The sequence below is a fragment of the Bradyrhizobium canariense genome (assembly GCF_019402665.1).
Taxonomy (GTDB): domain Bacteria; phylum Pseudomonadota; class Alphaproteobacteria; order Rhizobiales; family Xanthobacteraceae; genus Bradyrhizobium; species Bradyrhizobium canariense.
Genome location: NZ_VSST01000006.1, coordinates 22,425 through 44,548 on the forward strand (window position 1 = coordinate 22,425; position 22,124 = coordinate 44,548).

At 59.4% G+C, this 22,124-nt stretch carries 24 protein-coding genes; all 24 read right to left on the reverse strand.

Translation table 11 applies throughout. From position 1 onward, the window contains the following. Window positions 1–200 precede the first annotated feature (200 nt). On the reverse strand, window positions 201–914 hold the full coding sequence (locus FXB41_RS02490; RefSeq protein WP_219679227.1) for a HoxN/HupN/NixA family nickel/cobalt transporter: 714 nt from the start codon (window positions 912–914) through the stop codon (window positions 201–203). A 164-nt stretch (window positions 915–1,078) separates the two neighbouring features. Then, complete coding sequence (hypB, locus tag FXB41_RS02495) at window positions 1,079–2,059, reverse strand: hydrogenase nickel incorporation protein HypB (RefSeq protein WP_219679229.1); 981 nt, start codon at window positions 2,057–2,059, stop codon at window positions 1,079–1,081. Then, the gene (locus FXB41_RS02500; RefSeq protein ID WP_219679232.1) at window positions 2,059–2,400 is read right to left on the reverse strand and encodes a hydrogenase maturation nickel metallochaperone HypA/HybF; all 342 of its coding nucleotides are present in this window, start codon (window positions 2,398–2,400) and stop codon (window positions 2,059–2,061) included. Before FXB41_RS02500 ends, hypB begins: the two co-directional genes overlap by 1 nt. An 8-nt stretch (window positions 2,401–2,408) precedes the next feature. Next, window positions 2,409–3,476 carry a hydrogenase expression/formation protein HypE gene (gene hypE / locus FXB41_RS02505; RefSeq protein WP_219679234.1) on the reverse strand — a complete coding sequence of 356 codons (1,068 nt, stop codon included), beginning with the start codon at window positions 3,474–3,476 and terminating at the stop codon, window positions 2,409–2,411. Then, on the reverse strand, window positions 3,473–4,603 hold the full coding sequence (gene hypD, locus FXB41_RS02510; RefSeq protein ID WP_219679237.1) for a hydrogenase formation protein HypD: 1,131 nt from the start codon (window positions 4,601–4,603) through the stop codon (window positions 3,473–3,475). The genes hypE and hypD overlap by 4 nt, the downstream gene beginning before the upstream one ends. Then, window positions 4,600–5,292, reverse strand: a complete 693-nt coding sequence (locus FXB41_RS02515) for a D-sedoheptulose-7-phosphate isomerase (RefSeq protein WP_219679239.1) — start codon at window positions 5,290–5,292, stop codon at window positions 4,600–4,602. Before FXB41_RS02515 ends, hypD begins: the two co-directional genes overlap by 4 nt. A 13-nt stretch (window positions 5,293–5,305) precedes the next feature. Then, a complete protein-coding gene (locus FXB41_RS02520; RefSeq protein WP_007594357.1) occupies window positions 5,306–5,587 on the reverse strand; it encodes a HypC/HybG/HupF family hydrogenase formation chaperone in 282 nt (93 codons plus the stop codon). Continuing rightward, window positions 5,557–8,016, reverse strand: a complete 2,460-nt coding sequence (gene hypF, locus FXB41_RS02525) for a carbamoyltransferase HypF (protein ID WP_219679241.1) — start codon at window positions 8,014–8,016, stop codon at window positions 5,557–5,559. The genes FXB41_RS02520 and hypF overlap by 31 nt, the downstream gene beginning before the upstream one ends. Then, entirely contained in the window at window positions 8,013–8,951 is a 939-nt protein-coding gene (locus tag FXB41_RS02530) for an NHL repeat-containing protein (RefSeq protein ID WP_246648532.1), read from the reverse strand. The genes hypF and FXB41_RS02530 overlap by 4 nt, the downstream gene beginning before the upstream one ends. A gap of 266 nt (window positions 8,952–9,217) precedes the next feature. Beyond that, window positions 9,218–10,087, reverse strand: coding sequence for a NifU family protein (locus FXB41_RS02535; RefSeq protein WP_219679246.1), 870 nt, complete (start codon window positions 10,085–10,087; stop codon window positions 9,218–9,220). Between the two features lie 29 nt (window positions 10,088–10,116). Continuing rightward, complete coding sequence (locus FXB41_RS02540) at window positions 10,117–10,341, reverse strand: hypothetical protein (protein WP_085359213.1); 225 nt, start codon at window positions 10,339–10,341, stop codon at window positions 10,117–10,119. 13 nt (window positions 10,342–10,354) lie between these two features. Then, window positions 10,355–10,564, reverse strand: coding sequence for a hypothetical protein (locus FXB41_RS02545; RefSeq protein ID WP_219679247.1), 210 nt, complete (start codon window positions 10,562–10,564; stop codon window positions 10,355–10,357). Continuing rightward, window positions 10,561–11,607: a tetratricopeptide repeat protein gene (locus FXB41_RS02550; RefSeq protein ID WP_246648533.1), complete on the reverse strand. Its 1,047-nt coding sequence runs from the start codon at window positions 11,605–11,607 to the stop codon at window positions 10,561–10,563. Before FXB41_RS02550 ends, FXB41_RS02545 begins: the two co-directional genes overlap by 4 nt. Window positions 11,608–11,697: 90 nt before the next feature. Next, window positions 11,698–12,024 (reverse strand): hypothetical protein, encoded by a 327-nt coding sequence (locus tag FXB41_RS02555; protein ID WP_219679251.1) that lies wholly within the window; start codon window positions 12,022–12,024, stop codon window positions 11,698–11,700. Continuing rightward, entirely contained in the window at window positions 12,021–12,506 is a 486-nt protein-coding gene (locus FXB41_RS02560) for a hydrogenase maturation protease (protein ID WP_085359219.1), read from the reverse strand. Before FXB41_RS02560 ends, FXB41_RS02555 begins: the two co-directional genes overlap by 4 nt. Window positions 12,507–12,636: 130 nt before the next feature. Then, entirely contained in the window at window positions 12,637–12,945 is a 309-nt protein-coding gene (locus FXB41_RS02565) for a hypothetical protein (protein ID WP_219679253.1), read from the reverse strand. Window positions 12,946–12,990: 45 nt separating this feature from the next. Next, complete coding sequence (locus tag FXB41_RS02570) at window positions 12,991–13,302, reverse strand: hypothetical protein (protein ID WP_085359223.1); 312 nt, start codon at window positions 13,300–13,302, stop codon at window positions 12,991–12,993. A gap of 100 nt (window positions 13,303–13,402) precedes the next feature. Further along, a complete protein-coding gene (locus tag FXB41_RS02575) occupies window positions 13,403–15,001 on the reverse strand; it encodes a nickel-dependent hydrogenase large subunit (protein WP_007594382.1) in 1,599 nt (532 codons plus the stop codon). Window positions 15,002–15,061: 60 nt separating this feature from the next. Continuing rightward, window positions 15,062–16,174 (reverse strand): NADH-quinone oxidoreductase subunit B family protein, encoded by a 1,113-nt coding sequence (locus tag FXB41_RS02580; RefSeq protein WP_246648535.1) that lies wholly within the window; start codon window positions 16,172–16,174, stop codon window positions 15,062–15,064. 579 nt (window positions 16,175–16,753) lie between these two features. Then, window positions 16,754–18,199: a sigma-54 dependent transcriptional regulator gene (locus tag FXB41_RS02585; RefSeq protein ID WP_219679255.1), complete on the reverse strand. Its 1,446-nt coding sequence runs from the start codon at window positions 18,197–18,199 to the stop codon at window positions 16,754–16,756. A gap of 188 nt (window positions 18,200–18,387) precedes the next feature. Then, window positions 18,388–19,704: a DUF3422 family protein gene (locus FXB41_RS02590; RefSeq protein ID WP_219679257.1), complete on the reverse strand. Its 1,317-nt coding sequence runs from the start codon at window positions 19,702–19,704 to the stop codon at window positions 18,388–18,390. Between the two features lie 359 nt (window positions 19,705–20,063). Continuing rightward, on the reverse strand, window positions 20,064–20,780 hold the full coding sequence (locus tag FXB41_RS02595) for a GntR family transcriptional regulator (protein ID WP_085359233.1): 717 nt from the start codon (window positions 20,778–20,780) through the stop codon (window positions 20,064–20,066). Then, window positions 20,781–21,545 (reverse strand): malonate transporter subunit MadM, encoded by a 765-nt coding sequence (madM, locus tag FXB41_RS02600; protein ID WP_219679258.1) that lies wholly within the window; start codon window positions 21,543–21,545, stop codon window positions 20,781–20,783. Further along, window positions 21,542–21,976, reverse strand: coding sequence for a malonate transporter subunit MadL (madL, locus tag FXB41_RS02605; protein WP_219679261.1), 435 nt, complete (start codon window positions 21,974–21,976; stop codon window positions 21,542–21,544). Before madL ends, madM begins: the two co-directional genes overlap by 4 nt. Window positions 21,977–22,124: the final 148 nt, after the last annotated feature.

The window sequence follows — 22,124 nt, forward strand, 5'->3', positions numbered from 1 at the left end:
GCTCTTGCGCAGCCGACGGCACCGCGGGCCCAGTTAGGGCGGCGAAAGCTCCCCAGCAGAGCGATCCTCGCAGGAATTGCTTCGTCCGGTCAACTCTCACGGGGCCGCTCTGACGCACCTCTGGAACAGCAATGCATAGAGACCGGCAGAGCTCGCAAGCACGAACGGCTCCAATCATACCCGGCCAAAGCGCATGTCATCTAATTTGTCGCGAAACTGTAGGCGATTGCCGTGGTATAGACAGTCAGAGCCCCCAGTCCGATCGTGACAGCGCCGACGACACCCTGGATTGCACGATTGGTCCAAGTCAGCCAGCGGGCCGAGATCGCCAGCGGCACGGCGATGATGATCGAAAGGCAGGCCATTCCAAACATCGATCCGACGCCGAACAGCCCGACGTACAGCATTCCGTAAACGGGATTGCTGATTTGCGATACCGCGAGCACCAGCAACGCGGCCGAACCGGCAATCCCATGGACAAGCCCCACCATCAACGAACGCCAGCGAAACCCGTGCGCATGGGTGTGCGCGCTTCGCTGATCTATCGATCTTTCATTCCGATGGCTATGAACATGTGTGTGCTTTGTTCCGTCGAAATGCCCGTGGCGATGAAAGTGAACGCGATCACGCCGTAGCTTCCAGAGAACATTGATCCCGAGGCCGATCAACATCACGCCAACCGCAGTTTCAAGTGGTTGTGCAAGGCTTTCGGGGATCGCATGACCTAGCAGGATGGCGACGCCAGCGAAGACGAAAAGCGCGAGCGTATGTCCGAGCCCCCAGGTCAGCCCATGCCTGACGATATCGCCGATATTGGTACGCCGGGCTGCGATGCTGGAGACTGCAGCGATATGATCCGCTTCCAGCGCATGTTGCATGCCGAGCAGGAATCCCAGCCCCAAAATCCCGAACATCTGCGCCCCCGCGGTCTGTGGCAGACATACCCCGTTGCACATCGGGGAACAGCCGGCCGTTCGCACAACAATCAAGGTTCGCGCAGATCGCGTATGTCCATCTGCGACAGAGAAGCGTCAGAGCAGAACACTGAAGCGAGGCGCTAATCGGCGCCATCAATGCTCTAGGCGAACACCGCCTCGCCCGCTTTGCTCAATTCACGGCGCAACCAGCCGTACCAATCGGCAAGTCCCTCGCCAGTTCGCGCTGAAAGCTGAAACACAGTGATGTCCGGGTTAACAGTCCGCGCATTAGTCACCGCCTGCGAGACGTCAAAATCGACATGCGGCAGCAGATCGATCTTGTTCAAAACCATGATCTCTGCAGCACGGAACATGTGGGGATATTTCAGCGGCTTGTCTTCGCCCTCGGTCACCGAGAGGATCACAACCTTCGCGCGCTCTCCGAGGTCGAACATCGAAGGACATACCAGATTGCCGACATTCTCGATCATCACCACTGATCCCGCCCCGGGTTGCAGCTCGCGCAACCCGCGGGCAACCATGTCGGCCTCGAGATGGCACCCCGTGCCGGTGTTGACTTGGACGGCCGGCGCTCCTGCGGCCCGAATCCGCTCGCCGTCATTGGCGGTCGCCTGGTCGCCCTCGACCACGTAGATCTTTAGCTCGGCAGACAGGTCGCGAATGGTGTGCTCCAGCAGCGTCGTTTTGCCCGAACCCGGCGAACTGACCAGATTGAGCGCGAGAATTTCGCGACCCGCAAACCATGCCCGGTTTTTGGCTGCCAGCGCATCGTTCCTGGCGAGGATCCGTGTCTCGAGCTCGATCAAGCTGCCGGCAGCGTGATCGTGTCGATGCTCCACGCTGTGATCATCGTGGGCTGCATGACTATGGCTGTGCCGTGTGCCATCGGCGTGGACATGGTCGTGGCCATGATGATGGTCGTGGGGACCGTCATGGGGGTGGTGGTGATCGTGACTATGCATGACACCATCGCCCAGCAAATGATCATGTTTGAGGTGATGCGCGTGATCATGGCTATGATCGTCGTGGTGGGAATGGCCGCTCATATCGATTTCCTTCCCGGTCTGAAGATTTAGGACTGTGGCGCCTCGCTTGTCTCCGCATCCGCAATGACCACACATCAAGCGACCTCCTCTTCCAGTTCCATGCTCTTGATGTTCAATTCTTCGCCCTGCAATCGCGTCAGCCGGCGGGAACCGCAGCTGCACGCGGTGAACAGGGTCCGGGTGACGAGCTCCAGCCCACAAGAATCGCAGCGGGCGCGTCCCTCAATCTTTCTGATCTCCAGCGTTGCGCCTTCCAGCATCGTCCCCCGGGCAACCGTCTCGAAGCAGAAGGCGATCGCGTCCGGCATCACGCCGGACAATTCGCCAACATCAAGATTGACGCGGCGAACCCGACGGCCCTTGGCGGCGTCGCCAACGATCGCGATAACGTTGCGAGTAATGCCTAGTTCGTGCATGAGCAGCCTCAGCAAATCCGCGGCAATTGCTCGCCCACCAGCATGTCGACGATTCGTCGTCCGCCAAACACGGTGCGCATGGTGACACGCCCTGGCTCTCCCCGATTGACCCTGCCGACGACTGCGGCCCCCGCGCCCAGTGGATGAGCCCGCATGGCTGAGAGTGCGGCGTCGGCCTGTTCGGGAGGCGCGATCACCACAATCTTCCCCTCATTTGCGAGATAAAGCGGATCAAGGCCAAGTATTTCGCAAAAGGCCTTCACCTCCTCGCGAATAGGAGTGGCGCGCTCGTCGATTTCAATCGCAACCTGAGAGGCTTCGGCGATCTCGTTGAGTACGGTCGCCAATCCACCGCGTGTCGCATCGCGCATGAATCTAACTTCGGGCGCTGCCTCTAAAAGTGCCCCGATCAGATCATGAAGGCAGGCGCAATCGCTTTCGATCGTCGTATCAAGTGCCATGTCCCCGCGCGCGCACAAGATCGCTGCGCCGTGGTCACCGAGCAGACCATTGACCATCACGACATCACCTGGCCTGGCGCTGCCGACTTCGAGCGCAAGGCCTCTGCGGATCACGCCGATCCCCGTCGTCGTGATGAACAGTTTGTCGCAGGCGCCACGTTGCACCACCTTGGTGTCGCCGGTGCAGATGCTAACGCCGGCTGCATGGGCGGTCATTGCCATCGAGCGCGCGATTTTGCGCAGGAGCTCGATGCTCGTTCCCTCCTCGATGATTACTGCACACGATAAGTAGAGCGGCTTCGCTCCGCCAACCGCGAGGTCGTTGATCGTGCCGCAAACCGCAAGTTCGCCAATGTCGCCGCCGGGGAAGAATAACGGATCGACCACAAAGGAGTCCGTCGTGAAGGCGAGCTGGTCTCCATGGCCAGCAAGTTCGGCAAGGCTGAACCGGGCCTGGTCTTCCAGGGGCGCGAGCGAACGATTATCGAAAGCCGCGACGAACACGTCATCGATCAGATCCTTCATCGCCTTGCCTCCACCACCGTGGGCAAGCGTGACCTTATCGACACTGACTTTGCCGAGCTTGCGAGCATGAATGAACGGTGCGACGTTCATACTGCCTCCTTGTAGCTCTTGTGGCCGCCATATTGGTAATAGGCTGCACAGGCGCCCTCGGACGAAACCATCAGCGACCCGAGCGGCATCTCCGGCGTACACGCCGATCCGAATACCTTGCACTGCCACGGTTTGATAACGCCCTTGAGCACCTCGCCGCACTGGCACGACTTCGGATCGGCGATCTTTAAGTTGGGGATGGCGAACTTTCGCTCAGCGTCGTAGCCAGCATACTTTTCGCGTAGCTTGACACCGGAGTGGTCGATCGAGCCAAGCCCGCGCCATTCGAAGAACTCACGCAGTTCATAGACGCGTGAGACCGCTTGCAGCGCGGCTGCATTTCCGCCATCCGGAACGATGCGGGCATACTGATTTTCGACTTCGCTGCGGCCATCCTTGATCTGCTTCAACACCATCCAGATGGACTGAAGGATATCGAGCGGCTCAAACCCGGCCACCACCATCGGCTTTCGGTAGAATTTGGCGATGAATTCGTAGGGAGCTGTGCCGATCACCATCGAGACGTGACCGGGTCCAAGGAAGCCATCGAGCTGGAGGCCCGGGCTGTCCAGGATCGCCTTGATTGTGGGAACGATGGTGATGTGATTGCAGAAGACCGAGAAGTTGGTAATTTCCTCGGCTTCCGCCTGCAGGACGGTCAACGCCGTCGATGGCATCGTGGTCTCGAACCCGAGCCCGAAGAAAACGACCTCGCGATCCCTGTTCTTGCGGGCGAGCGCCAGCGCATCCATCGGCGAATAGACCATCCGAACGTCGGCGCCATCGGCTTTCGCTTGTAGCAGGCTCTTCTTCGAACCCGGAACCCGCATGGCGTCGCCGAAAGTCGCAAAGATGACGCCAGGGTTCTCTGCAATCGACACGCAATCATCCACGCGTCCCATCGGCAACACGCAAACCGGGCAGCCCGGTCCATGGATCAGTTCGATCTCCTTGGGCAACATGCCCTCGAGGCCGTAGCGGAAGATTGAATGCGTGTGACCGCCACAGACCTCCATGATATAAATCGGCCTGCCGGGCGGCAGCGTCATGGTTGAGACCAGCGCTTCGATTTCCCGGACGAGGAAGCCAGCCTTTTCAGAATCGCGAAATTCATCGACATATTTCATGCTGCGGCCCCCTTCGTGGTGGCTGATCCGCGATCGTCCGCGAGCAGCGTGTGCACCAGATCCCACAAGATGTGATAGGCCGCCACGTGACATTCCTGGACCCGGTGGATGGATGTCGTTGGCACTACTAGGCAGAAATCGACCAGGCCTGATGATTTCATCTTGCCGCCTTCGCCGCCGGCAAGGCCGATCGTGAGAATGCCGATTTCCGTGGCCTTGGCGAACGCAGCCATCAGATTGGTAGAATTGCCGCTGGTGGAGATGCCAACCAGCGCGTCACCGGCTTTTCCCTGCGCCAACAGCTGACGGACAAAGACGTGCTCGAAGCCGAGATCGTTGCCAACGGCGGAGATCATTGCGAGGTCCGCAACGAGATTAGTTGCGGCGAGCGCCGGCCGGCCTGCAGTGATGGGATGAACAAATTCGACCGCCACATGGGAAGCATCGCAACTCGACCCGCCATTGCCCATCGAGAACAGCCGGCCGCCCCGCCGGTAGACGTGGGCCAGAGCCTTGGCGGCGGCGACCAGAACCGGCCCCTGCTCGTCGAAGAAGCGGGAGTTGGTCTCGCGGGAGTCGCGAGCCTTCTCATTGACGGAATGCAGGAGTGCCGCGTCTAACCGCTCCGGTGACTGCGGTTGTCCATGCAAAAATGGATAAAGTGCCGTGAGATCGCTCTCGTTGGACATGGTGAGACCCTCCTTACTGGGCCGCCGACAGCTTCATTGCCTCGATCTCGGCCTGGGCTTCGCCGAGTTCGATCAGTATTTTCAAGGTCTGGGCCGCCTCTTCCTCGTTGATCCGGCTCATCGCAAAACCGACGTGAACCAGCACCCAGTCGCCGACGCACGACTCGACCGGATGGTCGTCGTTCACGATGCAGGCGATGTTGATTTGTCGCTTGACGCCACCAACGTCGACCGTTGCGAGGCGCTTGGTCACATCGTCGATCTTCACGATGCGTCCGGGAATGCCGAGACACATGACCTGCTTCCTTCTGTTGACGGCCTTTGTTTATCGATCAGATGCGCGGCAGCGATGGCCGCTTGCCCCAATGCAAGCCCACCGTCATTGGCGGGAACCTGGGCATGCGAGAGCACCGAAAACTTCGCCTGTCCAAGGCGGCGGCTGACTTCCTGGAATAGAACCCTGTTCTGGAAGCAGCCGCCCGACAAGGCGACTGTCGAGAAACGCGGTTGCGTCGCATCGTCCTCGCCGCCGGCGAGCTTTCTCGTCATGGCGACTATCGATATCGCCAAGCCCTTATGGAAGCGTGCGGCCATGACTGGCGCCGGCGTGTTCAAGATGAGATCACCGAGCACCGCGGCCCACATTGCCCGCGGCTCGATGTAAGGCAGTCCTGACCCGGGCAGGTTCGGAATTGTCAGGGGGTAGCCGAGCTCATCCCCCTCATTCAGCATCGTATCCGGGTCGACCATGGCTTCCAATCGCGCCGCGGCCTCGCCCTCGTAGGCCTGTCGCTCGCGGCAAACATCCAGCGCCGCGGCAAAGGCATCGAACAGCCGACCACATGACGACGCCGGCAGCGCGTTGATGCCCTTCTTGATCATGGCATCGAGGGTGCCGCGCGGCTTGCCTGACAAATAACCATGAAGTGCGAGCTGGTCGAAATTCATGGAGAATTCCGGCCACTTCATCTCGGCCATCAGGTGCGCGTACAGGTTTCGCCAAGGCTCGCGGGCTGCAGTAGCCCCACCAACCATCGCGACCGGCTTGAACGTGCCAAGCCGTTGGTAGCGCCGGTAGTCGGCGAGCAAGAATTCACCGCCCCACAACGTACCGTCGCCGCCCCAACCCAAGCCGTCGAGCACGATACCGAGCACCGCGGGGGCATCCAGCGGATAATTGTTCTCGGCCAGGCAGGAGGCGACATGGGCGTGGTGGTGCTGAACTTCAACAAGCGGCAGCCGATCGGCGACGGCACGCTCATGGGCGAACTTCGAGGACAGATATTCGGGATGCAAGTCGACGGCCAGAGCGGCCGGTGCGTGATCGAACAAGCGAGCATAAAGCACGAGATTCTTCCGGTAGTCATCGAAACATCTCGCATCCTCGAGATCGCCCTGATGCTGCGACAGGATAGCGGCACCATTATTGAGGAGGCAGAAGGTCGACTTCAACTCGCCGCCCATCGCCAGCACATCTGGCGCTGCCTCGAATCCCCTGGGCAGGACTATCCACTCCGGTGCGTAGCCGCGGGCTCGGCGCAGTAGCCTCACGCGGCCGCCGACAACGCGCACGACAGAATCGTCAATTCGGTTGGCGATTTCACGATCGTGGATCAGCGCATAAGAGGCGATCCCGCCAAGCCGTTCGCCCGCTTCCGCGTCTAGTACGACCTGCGGCTCGTCCGAGAGGTTTCCGCTGGTCATCACCACCGGCCGCGCCATCCTTCGCAACATGAGAAGATGCATCGGGGTCGTCGGCAGCATGAAGCCCAGCGTGGCAAGGCCCGGCGCAATTGTGTCCGGTAATCTTTCCGGGCCATTGGCCTCGAGCAGGACGATCGGCGCCGTGGGAGCCGTCAACAGTGCTTCTTCCTCGGCGCTCACGCTGCAATAGCGACGAATCACCTCGAGATCGCGCGCCATCAGTGCGAACGGCTTGGCATCACGATGCTTCGTTCGGCGTAGCCTTGCTACGACGTCGGTCTTGGTGGCGTCGCAGGCCAATTGATAGCCTCCGAGACCCTTGATCGCGACGATCTCGCCATGCTTTATCAGGCCACACGCGGCATCAACATCATCCATCATCGAGAACTGGTCGAAGGTAAACGCGTGACCGTCGAAACGAACCAACTTCGCCTTCGGCCCGCAGGCATGACAGGCGATTGCTTCGGCATGGAAGCGGCGATCGGCAGGATCTTCGTACTCGGCCCGGCAAGCTGCGCACATCACAAATGGCGCCATTGTGGTAGTGGCGCGGTCATAGGGGATAGCGTTGACGATGCTAAGCCGTGGTCCGCAATTGGTGCAGTTTGTGAAGGGATAGCGATAGCGGCGGCCGAACGGGCTGGTGATCTCCTCGGCACATTCGGCGCAAATTGCAGCGTCAGGCGCAACTTGGGTATTTGCGCCGCCGGTAAGGCTCCCCGCAATGACGAACTGCCCTGGCAGACCGCCACGACCCGGCCCTGTCTCGACTGCATCGATACGGGCCAGTGGTGGCGAGTCAGTGTGGATGCGGGCGATGAGCGCAGCTATGGTGCGCTCGCTGCCGTAAAGGCGGATCAGCACGCCGTCCGCGTCATTTCGAACGTCGCCTGACAAACCAAGCTCACGCGCGAAACGCCAGATCGCCGGCCGAAAGCCAACCCCTTGCACGCGGCCGCGCACGCGAATCTCCGCTCCGACATTAGCGTCTGGTTGCGCGATGCTGCTACAATCGGTCACGAAACCGCCTCCCAAAGGAGTACGCGGTTATTGCCGGCGTCTGCCACGACCAGCAGATCATCGCACGCTGAAGCAGCGTAGGGCCAGCAAAGGCTGTCGCGCGTGGCAGAACGCCACCGATTGTCTCCTTTGGCCGAGAACATGGGCTGCCCAGCCAGCGCTATGGCAGGAGAATCCATTGATAGCCCGTCCAGTTCGAATCCAAGCAATCGCGAATTGGCGGTATCGGTCACGATCAGCATTCCGCCTTGCACGGTCAGTCCGTACGGCATGTTCATCGCGCCAGATGTCGGATGATAGGAGGCGCGGTTGTGATCGAGGTGCGTGAAGTCGCACTGGCCGAGCACGAAATCGCAGGCTTGTCCGATGGAACGCGGAAACGTTCGCCACGCCATGACTCGATTATTGCCAGCGTCGGAGACGAATAGCATTCCGTTGCAGGCAGCAATGCCGTGGGGCCAGCGCATGCCGACCGCGCCGCCGGCCTGCCCTGCATTGTCATCGCGGGTCACAAAGTCGAGCTGCCCCAAGACCAGATCGGCCGGCGTGCCGTTCGAGGTTGGAATACGATCCCAAATCAGTACCCGGCGATTGCCCGTGTCGCAGACGATCAATTTTCCGTCCACGATCGCCACTCCGTAACACCAGTTCAATGTGTCCGCTCGGGGCGCGTCCGCGCCGCGATTGGCGAGCCCGCTGGAGCAATCTGGCTGGCCAAGCACCACATCTGGGGGCTGGTTGGATGTTTCGGGGTAGCTATGCCAGATCAGAATGCGATGATTCCATGCATCGGCTACAGCAAGGACGCCATTGGACGCTGCGATTCCAGTCGGCATGTTGAGCGTCGTCGGCCCCACATCGCTCTTGGCGTTGCGTCCTTCTCGCGAAAAGTCCGGTTGACCAATTATCAGATCCGCTGGTGTCTGATCGGCCATTGGCAAAGATCGCCAGATCATGAGCCGATGATGGCCTGTGTCACAGACAAACAGTGGTCCGTGAGCGCTGGCAAGGCATGCCCCACGCGGGCCGAACAGCGTGGTCGGTCCCGGCACGATTGATTGCGCCAGACCATTCGGCAGCGCCTCGCCCCCAAGGACAGTGCGCGCGCCGTCATGAGCCAAGAGCGGCCGCGCGACGTGATTGTCTCCGGCCCGCGCAAGAGCCCTATCCAATCGGCGAGGGGCAAAGGAAACCTGCATGGCTACACCGAAATCCTGACCTCGACCCGAGCGCCTATAACGCGAACAGCATGGGATTGGAGCGCCACCTCCGGCGCGGTGAGGCATTCACCGCTTGAAAGGTCATACTGAAAACCATGATGCGGACAGGTGATGATGCCGCTCTCCACCTCGCCGTCGTGGATCGGAAATCCGAGATGGGCGCAGGCATCCTGGAAGCAAGTGACACTCGCACCCGCGCGCGACAACAATAGCTTCTCTCCCCCAACGGTGATCGCGCGAACCCCACCTTCCGGAATGTCGGCCAAAAGACCAGCCGAGAGCCAGTTCCCTTGTGCGTCAAGCGCGAACGGACTGACAAAGCGAACGCCGTTGTCGGTGGAGCTGCCCAGTCCCTTCACCTGTACAATCTCTATAATCTCTGGACATGCTTCCTGAACGGCCTTTTTCACGCCGGCGTGGAACGTCAATGCGGACGCGGGGCAGCCGTCGCACGCCCCAATGAAACGCACTTCCACCTTGGGTGGGTTCACTTGGACGAGCTCCACGTTGCCGCCATGCGAACCCAACATGGGCCGGACGCCCTCAAGCGCCGCTTCGACTCGTTCGTTGAGGCTGGGTTTGACGATCTGATGCCGGCGCAAAACCGCGTAGACGACCTCGTCGGCGACCGCATTTTTCATTGCCGCAAGCGCAGCAGGATCAGTCTTGAGCGCCCGGATCAACCGGCGCAACGCTTCTCCATCCAACGCCTCGATGGCCAGTTTGTAGGCGCCGACAGCCGCCCGCTGGGTATCGTCCCATGTCGCAAATATGGCCTCCAGTCGCTCGATGTCGCCGACCAAGCCGGCAAGATCGTCGCGCGTCGTCGAGATCATATCGTGGGCGTTCATATCGTTCTCACATGCGGACTCCCGCAGCATCACCGATAGCGGAGGTTCCGAAACAGATAGGGCTGCAACCCACCGCCGACGAACGCCGCGACCGGTGCCGCCATCCACAACGGGGCACCCAGCTTTGCGATCATGACCAGCAACGATGCAGTCACTAGCACGCCTACAAAAATCATGAGGAATGCTTTGCGCGGTTCGGCAAACAACTTGCCGCGGAAGAACAGAACGATTGAATTCTGAGCCATTGCCCACATGATATCGTCCTCCTCAGCCGACAATCGTAAGGATGGCGAGCCCAAGAAAGACGCCGGCAACGCCGGCCAGGGGCCCATAGAAGCCCCCCAGTAGCGCTGCCAGTTCATTCCCCAACACCTTGCCGCCGACGACTACGCCTCCGATGACGCCACCGCCAATCGAGGCAACGACGCCCAGGATAAACGAAACAACCAACATTTCTGGAGAAGACGGTAGGGTCATAGATCGGAAGCTCCGGTTTCGCTCGATTGACGATTGCTGGGATGAGAACGCACGACCTGGCCATCGGCCGAATTCGACGCCAGCAACTCGCGCTGAATCTGGTCGATCGCTTCGGCAACAACCTTTCCCTTCTCCAAGTCGCCATGCGCCATGAAGATCTCCCGCGCTTCGCCGTAGTAGTCGCGCGCTTGTAGAAGGTTGGATCGATTACCACCGTCTGGATCGGAGGGATCGTCGGGCAAATTCCACAGACAGTTGGCTTTGTTGCAAATAGTGTTCGCGTATTCGAGCGGGGTCGTCTCGCGCGTCCGCACTTTCAGCGCTTCGTCGTAGGCTTCAAGTGCGCGTATGTTGTTCGCGATCGTGTGGCTCGAAGACACATATTGCAGAGCGTTGCCGAGATTGTTCTGCAGCATCGCATATTCGGTCGGATTGTCGATCAGCGTGATGACTTTGAGACCTTCTTCGAAAGCCTGCACCGCAAGCGCTTCACGCATTTTTCCGCGTTCGTCCGTCATGGGGATCGAGAGAAACGCCGTGGCAAGGTTGTTCTGCAGGATCACGAACTCCTGCGGAAACTCAGATCGCGTGAAGGTCCGCAGCGCGCGTTGATAGGCGGAAATGGCATCTGTGATGCGAGCCCTGTTTGCGCCCGCAAGGTTCTGCAATACCAGACCGAAGTTCATCTCTGCTTCGGCAAGCTCCTCAGGCCTGCCGAGCTCGGTCATAGTCCGGATTGCCTGCTCAAAGGCCGAGCGCGCCTGCTCAAGCGCCGCTGTACCTTCCTCCGGTATGGCCTGTAGCGCAGTGCCTTTACGCGCCAGAATTCGAGCCGACAGAAGCCGCATGTCCTCAGGACAAATCGCCAGCGCCTTGTCATAGAGGGCAACCGCAGCATGAAGCTGATCTGGCGATTTGGGCTGCCGCTGCAGACCCATCGCAATCTCCATCAGCATCTCGGCCCGCTCGGAGGGGCTTGCCTCGGCGTCATCAGCAGCCGCAAGCGCCGCACGCACTTCATCGCCGAGAAGTCCTGTAATCACTGCTTCCTCCGACCGGCGCATTATGGGCTGCACGCTTGGTACGAGAGCCACTCTAACAGCTCGAAATCCGAACTGTCTATCTATTATGCGTTATGTAAACTTAGTTTGCAGGAAAGCGCCAGCGGCGATGAGCGCACCAGCTTCCGGCGACCACGCGACCGGCAGCTGCGACCCAACGTATTCATCGACCGCGTGCTCGCGCAGGAAATCTGGTGCATGCACCACTCGGTCTCCTCGGCTGTTGCGAAGCTTGAGGAGATAACCCCCGGCGGCGGCGTGACGGACTGGCATGATCCAGAGGTCATCGGCGCGGCGTAACAGGATGACCGCCTCCAACCCTGCAAAATAGCGGTCGTATGTTTCGCGGCTCAGATAAAGTGCCCCGCGCGCTATTCTGACAAAAAAGACAGCGTTCACGACGATCCCTCTGGGCCAAGACGCGCATCGATCAGCGTGGCAATGCGGTCGGTCACTTTCGCGACAGCGGCTGATGCGGCATCAGATAGGCCGATCCCCAATTCGACTGTCTGCGCTTCAATCAAAAGCACGACGACGTCCGAGGGAAAGTCGTCGCGAAAGATCTTCCGGCCTGCGAAAAGTGCGTGATCCCACCGGAAATCGTGCAGGTTAAGCGATGGCTCGTACCGCTGCTCCAGCTCGCTTCCTGGCACTTCGAAAACCGCCCCTGGCGGAGAGCCCGAGCGACACGCATCCACAACAATCAGCGTCCGGCACCCACGCGCCGCAAACATGGTCGCCATGCCGTCAGTTCCTGCAGCCAGCAGACGGACGTTTGGTAGGCCCGCTCCAACACCGCGCGCCTCCAGCAGGCGCAGGACTTCAAGACCCGCACCGTCATCGAGGCGATTTGGATTTCCACATCCTATGACCACGATCATGGGGAGTCCGCTACGCAATGCGTCACCATCTGCGATCCCGCACCAGGCGGCAATACCTCATCGTGACATGATGCGCTGATAACGACGCGGCGCATCCGGTATCGGTGACCTGGGCCCGCAACATCGAGAGCTAAATGCGCCAGAGGCGACAGGACCATTGCGGCTCAACCGGCAGATCAAGCTCGGGCAGCTCGCAATAACGGCGGTGAACCTTGTAATACATGCACGTTTCACACAGTTGCTCGAGACCCTCGTGTTCAACCGGCTCGAGGGTAAACCCTCCGAGGACGAGCTTCGTTTTCAGCTCATTACCCGCGGCTTTCAATCGAGAAACGATCGTCTGAACTTCTTCATGAGAATCTGCCCGCGGAAGTACCTCCGTTTTGAGGCCACCAGCCAGAAGAACACGAATCTCGTCTCGGATCTGTACGTCGCGCACGGCGTGTTCTCCTGAGGTTCGCTCTCGCGGCTGTCAGTCGACACATCAGATTCGCCACAATCGGCACCACCACTCTGGCTCGACGGGGACCGCAAGCTCCGGCAGGTCGCACCATCTTCGATGCACCAGATAGTACATGCACTCCAGGCATCGCTGGTTATCCGGGCCGTACGGATGGTTTACAAAGCCTCCGACGACAAGCTTGCCTTTGAGATCCTTTGGATCGAGCCGGCGAAGCTGGAGCAAAATGTCGCCAAACTCCTTGTCGGTTTCGGGAAAGGGCTCGACTTCCGTTTTGAGCCCATTCTCGAGCATGTCGGCGATCGCCTTGAGCACAACCTCTTTGTCAGACGCCATGCGCGACCGCCTTTCGCTCTAAAAATTCAGCATATGACGTTACTACTGGCAATTTAAGCACCAGCGCTACGATACCCACAGCGTGCCCGATGAGCGAACGTCAGGCCGTTCGGAAGCGCGCCAATTCCTCGCCTGTCTTTGCGTCATGTGCGTGGACGGTGCAAACCAGACACGAATCGTAGGAGCGGCAAACGTGACCGACCTCGACCGGGTCGTGCGGGTCCCTGATCGGAGAACCGATCAAGGCCTGCTCCATCGGGCCCCGAACGCCGTCAGCGGACCTTGGACCAACATTCCAAGTCGTCGGCGCAATGATCTGGTAATTCTTGATCTTGCCGTCCTTGACCTCGATCCAGTGGCAGAGTGCGCCACGAATGGCCTCTGTAGCTCCCCAGCCCCGTCCATCCCGTTCCGTGGGCTTGATATACCAGGGATCATTGAGCCGGAATTCACGCAACGCGCGTTCGGCCTGGCGATAAAGCTTAACCCCTTCATGCATGCGGGCGAAGTGCCGCAACATGACGTTTGCCCCACCCAACTTCCTGTACATGTCGAGTACCAGTGGATCGAAGTGCTGCCAGGCTTCCCCATGCGTGCCGCCGGCGATGAGCTGACGAGACAGCGGACCAGCTTCCAGGCGTCCTGATTCGTCGTGGCGCACAGCCGTCGACCAGGAATATTGGCCGTCCATATTGATGGTGTTCTTTTGCGTAGGCACCGTCTTGCGATCGAACGGATGCACCCCACCCGGCTCATCGTACCAGGACCGCATCGTATCTTCGCGCGTGTGCTTCTGATCCATCAGCTTGAAGCTGTTGGCGTTGCCGTCATAAACACCGCTCTTCATGATCAAAGCCGCGTTACGCCCATCGATCGTCGGCTTCTGATATTTATCTTCATGCGGCAAGTAGCCCCACGAGACGAACTTTTCGTGGCCCTTCCCGAACTTGTCCATCCCACAGTCAACGCTCATCCGCCAGAACATTCCTAGATCGGAATTTGCGTGCTCGGGCTTCTCGTCGAGCCAGGCCATGAAGTCGTCATAAGATTTGATCTCTTCGTAGCGCTCCAATGAACAACCGAGCCAGATTTTCTCCATCCAGTCACGGCGGAAATACTCCAGGATCGACCACGCTCTGGTGACGTCGGTCAGGGTCGGTGCGCACATCACGCCGCCCGGCACCATGTAGCTCGAGTGCGGCCACTGGCCGCCCAAGAGTGCGTAAATTTCTACCGGCTTGCCAGAGATCGTGACGCCGATTTCGTAATTGCTTCCGGTAAACGGCGCCCAGCGCTTGACGGCTTCCTCGTAGTATTTCGATTTCGAGTAGTTCTTGTGCGTGTAATCGATCATGAAAAGACCGTAGTGATGACGCGGCAAGCTCTGAAGGCTCTCGACAAGCTGGCCGAGATTCCGCGCCAGGATCGCATTGCGCGGCACTTCCGTTTGCCACGCCGTATCAAGCGCCCACGCCGCGCATGTCAGATGTGAAGCACCGCAAATGCCGCAGGCCCTGGGCGTAACGACAAGACCCGCCTGGGGGTCCTTGTCACGCAGGATCACTTCGAAGCCGCGGAACAACTCCGCTTGGGTCCAGGCGTCGACGACGACCCCATCTTGAATGTTGACGCGAACATCAAGGTCGCCTTCGACGCGCCCGACGGGAGAAATATCAAGTGTTTGAACGGCTGAGGGCATAGGAATGCATCCTGAATTTTCAAGGTGAAATGTCTGCGCGGTGTTGGGCGAGCTCGCAGCTCAAACGACGAAGATGTCTTCCTCGGCCCAGGCGGGAGACGCCGCCTTGGCTGCTGCCGTGAGCTTGATGTAGCCGGCCTTGTCGACGCCGAGCGGCATGTCCTTTGGAACACCCATCATCGTTTGCGTCTTGAAAACCGTCCCCGGCATCAGATCGAAGAACGGGAATTCCGGCTCCGTGCACCCCATGCAGGGCATACCCGCGCGCGTCTTTGACGACTGGCGATTCCAGAGGATGCGGTTACAAGGCGAGTGTGTCATCGGACCGCGACACCCAAGATCATAGAACAGGCACCCCTTGCGCTGCCCGTATTCGGTCGCGGATACCTTGTAGGCGAAGTGCATGTTACGGGTGCAGCCCGTCTGGGTGAAGCTGGTAAAGAACGTTTTCGGACGCTGGAATTCGTCAAGCGTCAGGTCGCCGCCGCGTCCCGTAGCGACCGCAACAACGATTTGCGTTATCCAGTCAGGATGCGCGGGGCAGCCGGGCACATTGATGACGGGCAGCCCGGCCTTGGATTTATAGGTCGGCCCGAGAAATCCGCCGTGCTTTCGCTTCAGGAACTGCAGTCCCTCGCTTTCTGACGGGTTCGGGGCTGTTGCCGGGATCCCGCCCCAGGTCGCGCAATCGCCGATTGCGACCGTATATCCGGCGACCTTCGCAAGATCGGAGACCCAATCCTTCATCGGGCGGCCCGCGAACCGATTCCATTCGCCCGTGCCGTTCGGCGCGTTGACGACTGAGCCTTCGAAGACGAAAATATCAAGCGGCATTGCACCAGATACGAGCGCATGCAGCATTTTTCTGAGGTTTTCGCCGAGCTCCATGCCGAGCGAAGGATGCCAGAGAACATTGATGCCAAAATCAGTGACCAGGTCGCAGGCGCTCGGCTCCTCCGCGTTGAGGAACGACATCGTATTTCCTGAACATGCGCCGCCCTGGAGCCAAAGTAGATTAGCCATCAATTTCCTCCGCCATGTTCTATCGCCAACCAATACGGCGCTTGAACAATAGTACAGCAAGACCTGTGCCGGATTGGGCGACCCTGAAAAGACCTCGTAAAGACAGATGCTTAGTGTGAAGTGGTATAAGCCCCCGAGGTGTTTCTTCAAGCGCATTGGCTGCAAAGAAAGTTGGCTATGCAAAGTTAGTTTTCAAATTCACTGACCGATGTAACGCGATTATGCGCGTCAACGAGCGGGTGCTCACGAGGGAATGACTCTCTCAGGAAGAACAGGAGGCCAACGTGGAGGGCGCGCTGCGCGCACCTCGGGTCTCTTCAGAATTCGCCGCGCGCCTGGCGCGCTTCAACGCACCGGATGTTCTCGAAGATGCTGCGTTTGGGTGCCGCGTAGCCAATGTCCTGTTGAGCTCCGCGCGTTGCACGCCAGCGAACCTCGATCAGACCGGAAGGCGCATCGCACAGCGGCTTGCGGCTATCCGTGACGGTTGCCACATGCCGGGCAAGCTACCTCCAGCAAGTATCCATACCAGATGCCGCGACACCGGCTGCACCAATGGCCGGTAGCCTGACGCTCGGGCAAGCCAAGAGCTTTCGAAAGCTGGCTGGTGCCAAGCTCCCTAAAAGGCTCGGAGCTTCCCGCCGGGTTTACACGCGATTGCGGGAAGCGGACAATCTGCGCTGAGGGATCGCTGCCGATTGCATTCTTGTCGTCGGGCATCGCAAACTCTCACTTAGCTTCGTCGAGACCATATCGCTTGATCTTGTTGGCTAGGCCAACGCGCGACAGACCAAGTTCGTTCGCAGCCCGGCTTTGGTTCCAGCGATGGCGGCCCAGCGCTTCGTTCAGAACCTGCTTCTCGAGGCTTTCGACTTTATCCTTCAATGTTGTTCCCTGCGGCACAAATGCTAGCGTTGTGTTCGATCGCGGACGTGGTGGCGCTGCGAAAATGGAGGGCGACATATACTTTGTCGTCAAATACTCACCATCTTCCGCCAAGGAGACCATCCTGCGGATTTCGTTTTCAAGCTCGCGAACGTTGCCCGGAAAGTCGAACGCCGCCAGCTTTTCGAGGGTCCCAGCGGAAATCCCAAGAATTTTGCGACCCATCGCATCGGCATGTTTGGCTGCGAAAAACTCCGCAAGGGCCGGAATATCGACAGGGCGGTCACGAAGCGGGGGCACCTCGAGCTCGAAACCCTTGAGACGGAAATAGAGGTCCTGCCGATATTTTCCCGCGGCAACGAGCGCCTGCAACGGCCGATTTGATGCAGCGATGATGCGGACGTTGCAGGTCTGCGTTTTGTCGGAACCGAGTGGTTTGACCTCGCCCTCCTGAAGAAACCGTAGCAGGCTCACCTGAAAGGATGGCGACACTTCCGATATTTCGTCCAGAAAAACCGTTCCGCCGTCGCCGGCCCGAAACAAACCGAGGCGATCGGAGATGGCGCCCGTAAACGCACCGCGCTTATGGCCAAACAATTCCGAATGAAGCAACTCATCGGACATGCCGCCGCAATTCTGGACCATCAACGGACTGGTCTTACGGGTCGAATTGTAGTGAATTGCGCGAGCCAGCAATTCCTTGCCTGTGCCGGTCTCTCCTTGGATCAGAATAGGCAATTCTGTTCGCGCCGCCTTCCTCGCAAGATCGCACAGCTCACTGAGCTTTTCGCTCACATAGACCAATTTTTCGAAACGCTGGCTCTCGACATGCAACGAAGCGCCATTTCGTTGATGAACTCCTACCGTATCGCCTCGAATCTTGAACTCGCGCGACAGCATGCGATGCCGGCGTGAAAGCTCCCGCGACTCCAGGCCGCGCTCGACAACCAAGCCGATTTGCTTTGCATCCAACGGTTTTCGCACAAATTGATAGATCGCCGCCGGTGAAATGGCTTGTTGGCTCAGCTCCGTTTTAGCCTCAAGGGCGAGGACACGAACGATGTCCGGATGGCTGACACGCAAGCCGACGAGGAAGGTCAAACCTTCTCCGCCTGACCCGTGTTCTGCGAGAACGAGATCTACATGAGCGTCCGCCAAGGCGCTCGTGGCATCTTCCGCCGAGCGGACGACCAGGACGCGATAGCCATACTCATCCGATAAAACCGCCTCGGCCGCGGACCATTGCGGTCCGCCTCGGGCGACGATGAGGACTGTTCCCTGCGTTTCCATGCAATGCATCTTAGCTAATTGAAAACCTTCTTAGCAGCAGCCAGCGGAACCTTCAATGGGCACTCAGAAGGCTTTCAGTTTTCGAAAAATGTCGCTGGAGGCGGACGATCATCAGCGAACCGAAGCGCCGTATGCGCAGCACTCTCACATCCGACTACTGCCATGGTCCGGAGCGTTTCATTGAGTCGTCATCCCTCATCGCTGACATGCTTTCGCCGGATCCGCCGGACGATCGACCAAATCATGATCGTGGCAACCGGAACAAATCCCGCAATCATGTAGTTCGGTTCAATCGATACCCGTCCGCTGTCATGAGCAGCTTTGACGAAATATGCAAATAGCCCCACGACGTAATAAGTTATGGCCGCGACAGACAAGCCCTCGACCGTTGTCTGCAGACGCAATTGCAGGCGTGTCCGGGCATTCATTGATTGCAGGAGTTCCTGGTTCTGTTGCTCGAGCTCAACATCGACACGCGTTCGCAGGAGGTCTGCAGCGCGCGAAAGTTTGACCGAGAGATTGCCTTGCCGCGCATCGAGGGTGATGCAAGTGCGCATAGCAGGTGCCATTCGGCGTGCCAGAAAGGATGACCAAGTCGGGAATCCGCTCAGCTTCCTCTCCCCGATCGTCTGCAGCCGTTGCGCAACTATCTCTTCATAAGCACGACTGGCTCCAAAGCGGAAACCGCTGGCGGCCGCCCCCGCCTCGACCTCCGCCGCCATCTCCGTTAGCTCATTCAACAGCTGCCTGTTGCTGGCAATGTCCTTCGCCCCGCGCATTTCGTCCATTACTTCGGCTAACCGCTTTTCAATAAGACCTACGGTGGGCGCGAGCCGATGAGCTTCGGGCAAGCCAAGAAGGGCGAATGTGCGGTAGGTCTCAACCTCAATGACCCGCTGAACGAGCGCTCCCGCGCGCTCTCGGTCTAGTCCTCGGTCGATAACGAGAACGCGAACAAACCCGCACGAATCAGGCTGGAAATCAGTGGCATAAATGGCCTTTCCATCCGAGTTCTCCGCCATTGCCAAACTTGCGCGATCGAACAAAAGCCGCGGTGCTGGCCGATCTTGCTGTTCAGGGAGCAGATGCAAATCGAGAGCAACTAACAGCGGACCCGGTTGGGGAACGAGCCCCATTACCGCTGCGAGCGACTCAGCTCTTGGGCTGAATGGCTCAACATCAACGTCCGATGGGATTTCCCAGGTGTAAGTCGTGAATTCTGAATGCTGTTCCCACCGCAAAGCCGTCGTGCCGAGTTGCACGCGATGGTATCTTTCCTCCAGCGACGGCAGGGTCACGCCATGTTTGCTGCAGAGCTCCGCGAGATTCACACGATCCGTTTGTGCACGTCCTTCCGACGTATCGAAAGCGAAGTGGAGGATACGACTGGAAACGGCGATTGGCGTGAATGGACGAGCATGCAACTCGCCCAAAACCGCCGAACGCAACTTATGGGTTGATAGACTGCGCGGTTCGTTATCAACGAGCAAAACGACGTCATTCATTTGCAATTCCCGTGATTCTGAAACATCGAGACTTCATCAAACGACCGGCACGCAAACTCCAGTGTACGGGTGGGCTTCACTACGGCTGCGTCGTAACATCCCACATCCCACAGCCGAATTCAGAAAGGGACGACTGTTCAAGGTTATCTTGCCGCAAGCCGACGCCGTTCTGGCTGAACTATGTCAACATTGTCATGATATTCGGCGGTACGCCTGGGTTGCTGCCGTGCTCGGAGCAATGGTTCGGCTCCTAGCTGCCCACGATGGGTCCTGCTGAACTCACCGCCTAAGATTTGTCTTTGTGGCAGCGGACGTTTCGCCGCGCGTACCGGCTTGGTTTGCATCAACAGCTGCGATGATCAGACCTTGTCGGGCTCAGGTCCGTCTACAGGCCGCAGGCGATCATCGATGTAGCGTCGAAGCGCTGCGGCAGCGTTCAACATGTGGGCGCGCATTCTGCGCGAAGCCGTATCGCCATCCCCCTCGGCGATCGCCTGCATGATGGCATCATGCTCGTCGCGGGACTTGCGGATGCGATCGCCCTGGCGCAATTGCGTGCGGCGGAAGGCGCTGAGGCGCGCGCGGACCTCCTGCGCCTGCTCCGCCATGAACGCGTTGTGCGTTGCGCTGTAGATGCCTTCGTGGAACAGGCGGTTGAACGCGTCATAGGCATCGACGTCGTTGGCCTCGACCATCGCCAGGGAGCCATCGTGAAGCTCGATCAGGTCGCTGCGCTCGAGCGGGGTCATGCGATAGGTGGCGAGCCTGACGCACATGGCTTCCACCTCTGCGCTCGTCTCGAACATGTCCATGATGCGTTCGGGCGTCATCCGTGCCACGACAAGCCCGCGACGGCCCCGCACCTCGACGAGCCCGCTGACGACGAGTTGCCGGAGCGCCTCCCGCACCGGAGTGCGGGAAGCCCCAAAGCGATCGGCAAGCTGCTGCTCTTCCAGCGCTGAACCGGCAACGAGCGCACCGGATGCAATCTCGTCGGTGAGCGCGTTCCGGATGCGATCGGAGAGCAGCCCGCCATCCTCTTCCGCTTCGGCCGCGACCTTGAACAAACCCGCCATTCACTCTCCTACGATCGCACGTACCGCAAAATAGAGGATTGACGGCGCGACCAGGCAACCCAATCCGGTGTGAAATGTCGCCGTCAACGCACCATAAGGCACCAGACGCCGGTCAGTCGCCGCAAGCCCTCCGGAAACGCCACTGACCGTTCCCATCAAGCCGCCAAACACCATTGCGCTGCGCGGATTATTCAGGCCGATCATCTTCGCCACAAAGGGGGTACCGATCATGACGATCACTGCCTTGAATACACCGGTCGCAATCGAGAGCGCAATGACCGGTGACGATGCTCCAATCGCGGCTCCGGTGACCGGCCCCACAATATAGGTCACCGCGCCGGCACCAATCGTCGTCATCGACACCGCATCGGTATAGCCAAATGCAGCGGCCACGAACACGCCGAGAATGAAGGGAACGACCGTTCCCAGTCCAAGCGCGATCGCGCCGATCGCGCCGGCCTTGCGCGCATGGATGACGTCGACCTCGAAGGCCGTGGCAACGATCGCGAAATCCCGCAGCATCGCGCCTCCCATCAAGCCGATCCCGGTCAGTGCCGGCAGGTCGGCCACACCCTTTTCGCCACCGGTGGCAAGCCCCCCGAAAAAAGCCAGCGCAAGGCCAAGCATGATCGCGATTGCGGAGGCGTGGATCCGGCCGAAGGTGAGGTATTTCGAGATCGCTCCCGATATCCACATCAGGATCCCCACAGCCGCGAAAGCGGTGATCAGCGCATTGGCGGCGAGTACGTGAGACATCATGTTCATCCGATCCTCCCGGACTTGAAGTGGGGCACGTTGGCCTCAATCAACTCTCGCGCTTCGATCTCGTCCATGGTCTCGACACGGCCGCTCAGTCGGCCGATCAGGGCCACCATCGCGAAACACACCGCGACCGCGCCGACACCCGCGATGACAACGACCGGTCCGCCTTTGACGGCGGCGACCACGTTCTGCTGCGCCGCCATGGCGACCACGATCGGGATGTAGAAGCTGCCCCAGAACTCGACGCCGGTCTTGAGCCCGTGACTGAGCTGGCCATGCCGAATCAGCCAAAGCCGGCCCGCGATCAGGAAGATCATCGCGATGCCGACGCCGCCAACATTGGCCTTTACGCCGAGGGCGGCACCAAGCAGGTCACCGAGCAGGCCGCCGAGAAGGGTGCAGATCGCGAGCAGTGCTACGCCGGAAATGGTCACGCCCGCCTCCCCCCAGTGAGAGTGGAAGCAACTCCTGGATATGGACGCCTTGCATGCAATCGCATCTTAGATTCCCTCCTGTGTATGCGAATATCCATCGCTTATGGAATTGTGCATACATTAATTGACAATAGAAGGCAATACGCAT

Bases quoted from the DNA above. Each gene is read 5' to 3' on its own strand.
- FXB41_RS02515 (WP_219679239.1), bottom strand. From the start codon at position 5,292: ATGTCCAACGAGAGCGATCTCACGGCACTTTATCCATTTTTGCATGGA.
- FXB41_RS02500 (WP_219679232.1), bottom strand. From the start codon at position 2,400: ATGCACGAACTAGGCATTACTCGCAACGTTATCGCGATCGTTGGCGAC.
- FXB41_RS02575 (WP_007594382.1), bottom strand. From the start codon at position 15,001: ATGCCCTCAGCCGTTCAAACACTTGATATTTCTCCCGTCGGGCGCGTC.
- madM (WP_219679258.1), bottom strand. From the start codon at position 21,545: ATGAACATGATGTCTCACGTACTCGCCGCCAATGCGCTGATCACCGCT.
- FXB41_RS02590 (WP_219679257.1), bottom strand. From the start codon at position 19,704: ATGAATGACGTCGTTTTGCTCGTTGATAACGAACCGCGCAGTCTATCA.
- hypE (WP_219679234.1), bottom strand. From the start codon at position 3,476: ATGAACGTCGCACCGTTCATTCATGCTCGCAAGCTCGGCAAAGTCAGT.
- FXB41_RS02585 (WP_219679255.1), bottom strand. From the start codon at position 18,199: ATGGAAACGCAGGGAACAGTCCTCATCGTCGCCCGAGGCGGACCGCAA.
- FXB41_RS02490 (WP_219679227.1), bottom strand. From the start codon at position 914: ATGTTCGGGATTTTGGGGCTGGGATTCCTGCTCGGCATGCAACATGCG.
- FXB41_RS02560 (WP_085359219.1), bottom strand. From the start codon at position 12,506: ATGATCGTGGTCATAGGATGTGGAAATCCAAATCGCCTCGATGACGGT.
- FXB41_RS02520 (WP_007594357.1), bottom strand. From the start codon at position 5,587: ATGTGTCTCGGCATTCCCGGACGCATCGTGAAGATCGACGATGTGACC.
- hypB (WP_219679229.1), bottom strand. From the start codon at position 2,059: ATGTGTGGTCATTGCGGATGCGGAGACAAGCGAGGCGCCACAGTCCTA.
- hypD (WP_219679237.1), bottom strand. From the start codon at position 4,603: ATGAAATATGTCGATGAATTTCGCGATTCTGAAAAGGCTGGCTTCCTC.
- FXB41_RS02595 (WP_085359233.1), bottom strand. From the start codon at position 20,780: ATGGCGGGTTTGTTCAAGGTCGCGGCCGAAGCGGAAGAGGATGGCGGG.
- FXB41_RS02530 (WP_246648532.1), bottom strand. From the start codon at position 8,951: ATGGCCGATCAGACACCAGCGGATCTGATAATTGGTCAACCGGACTTT.
- FXB41_RS02570 (WP_085359223.1), bottom strand. From the start codon at position 13,302: ATGGCGTCTGACAAAGAGGTTGTGCTCAAGGCGATCGCCGACATGCTC.
- FXB41_RS02535 (WP_219679246.1), bottom strand. From the start codon at position 10,087: ATGAACGCCCACGATATGATCTCGACGACGCGCGACGATCTTGCCGGC.
- FXB41_RS02540 (WP_085359213.1), bottom strand. From the start codon at position 10,341: ATGTGGGCAATGGCTCAGAATTCAATCGTTCTGTTCTTCCGCGGCAAG.
- FXB41_RS02545 (WP_219679247.1), bottom strand. From the start codon at position 10,564: ATGACCCTACCGTCTTCTCCAGAAATGTTGGTTGTTTCGTTTATCCTG.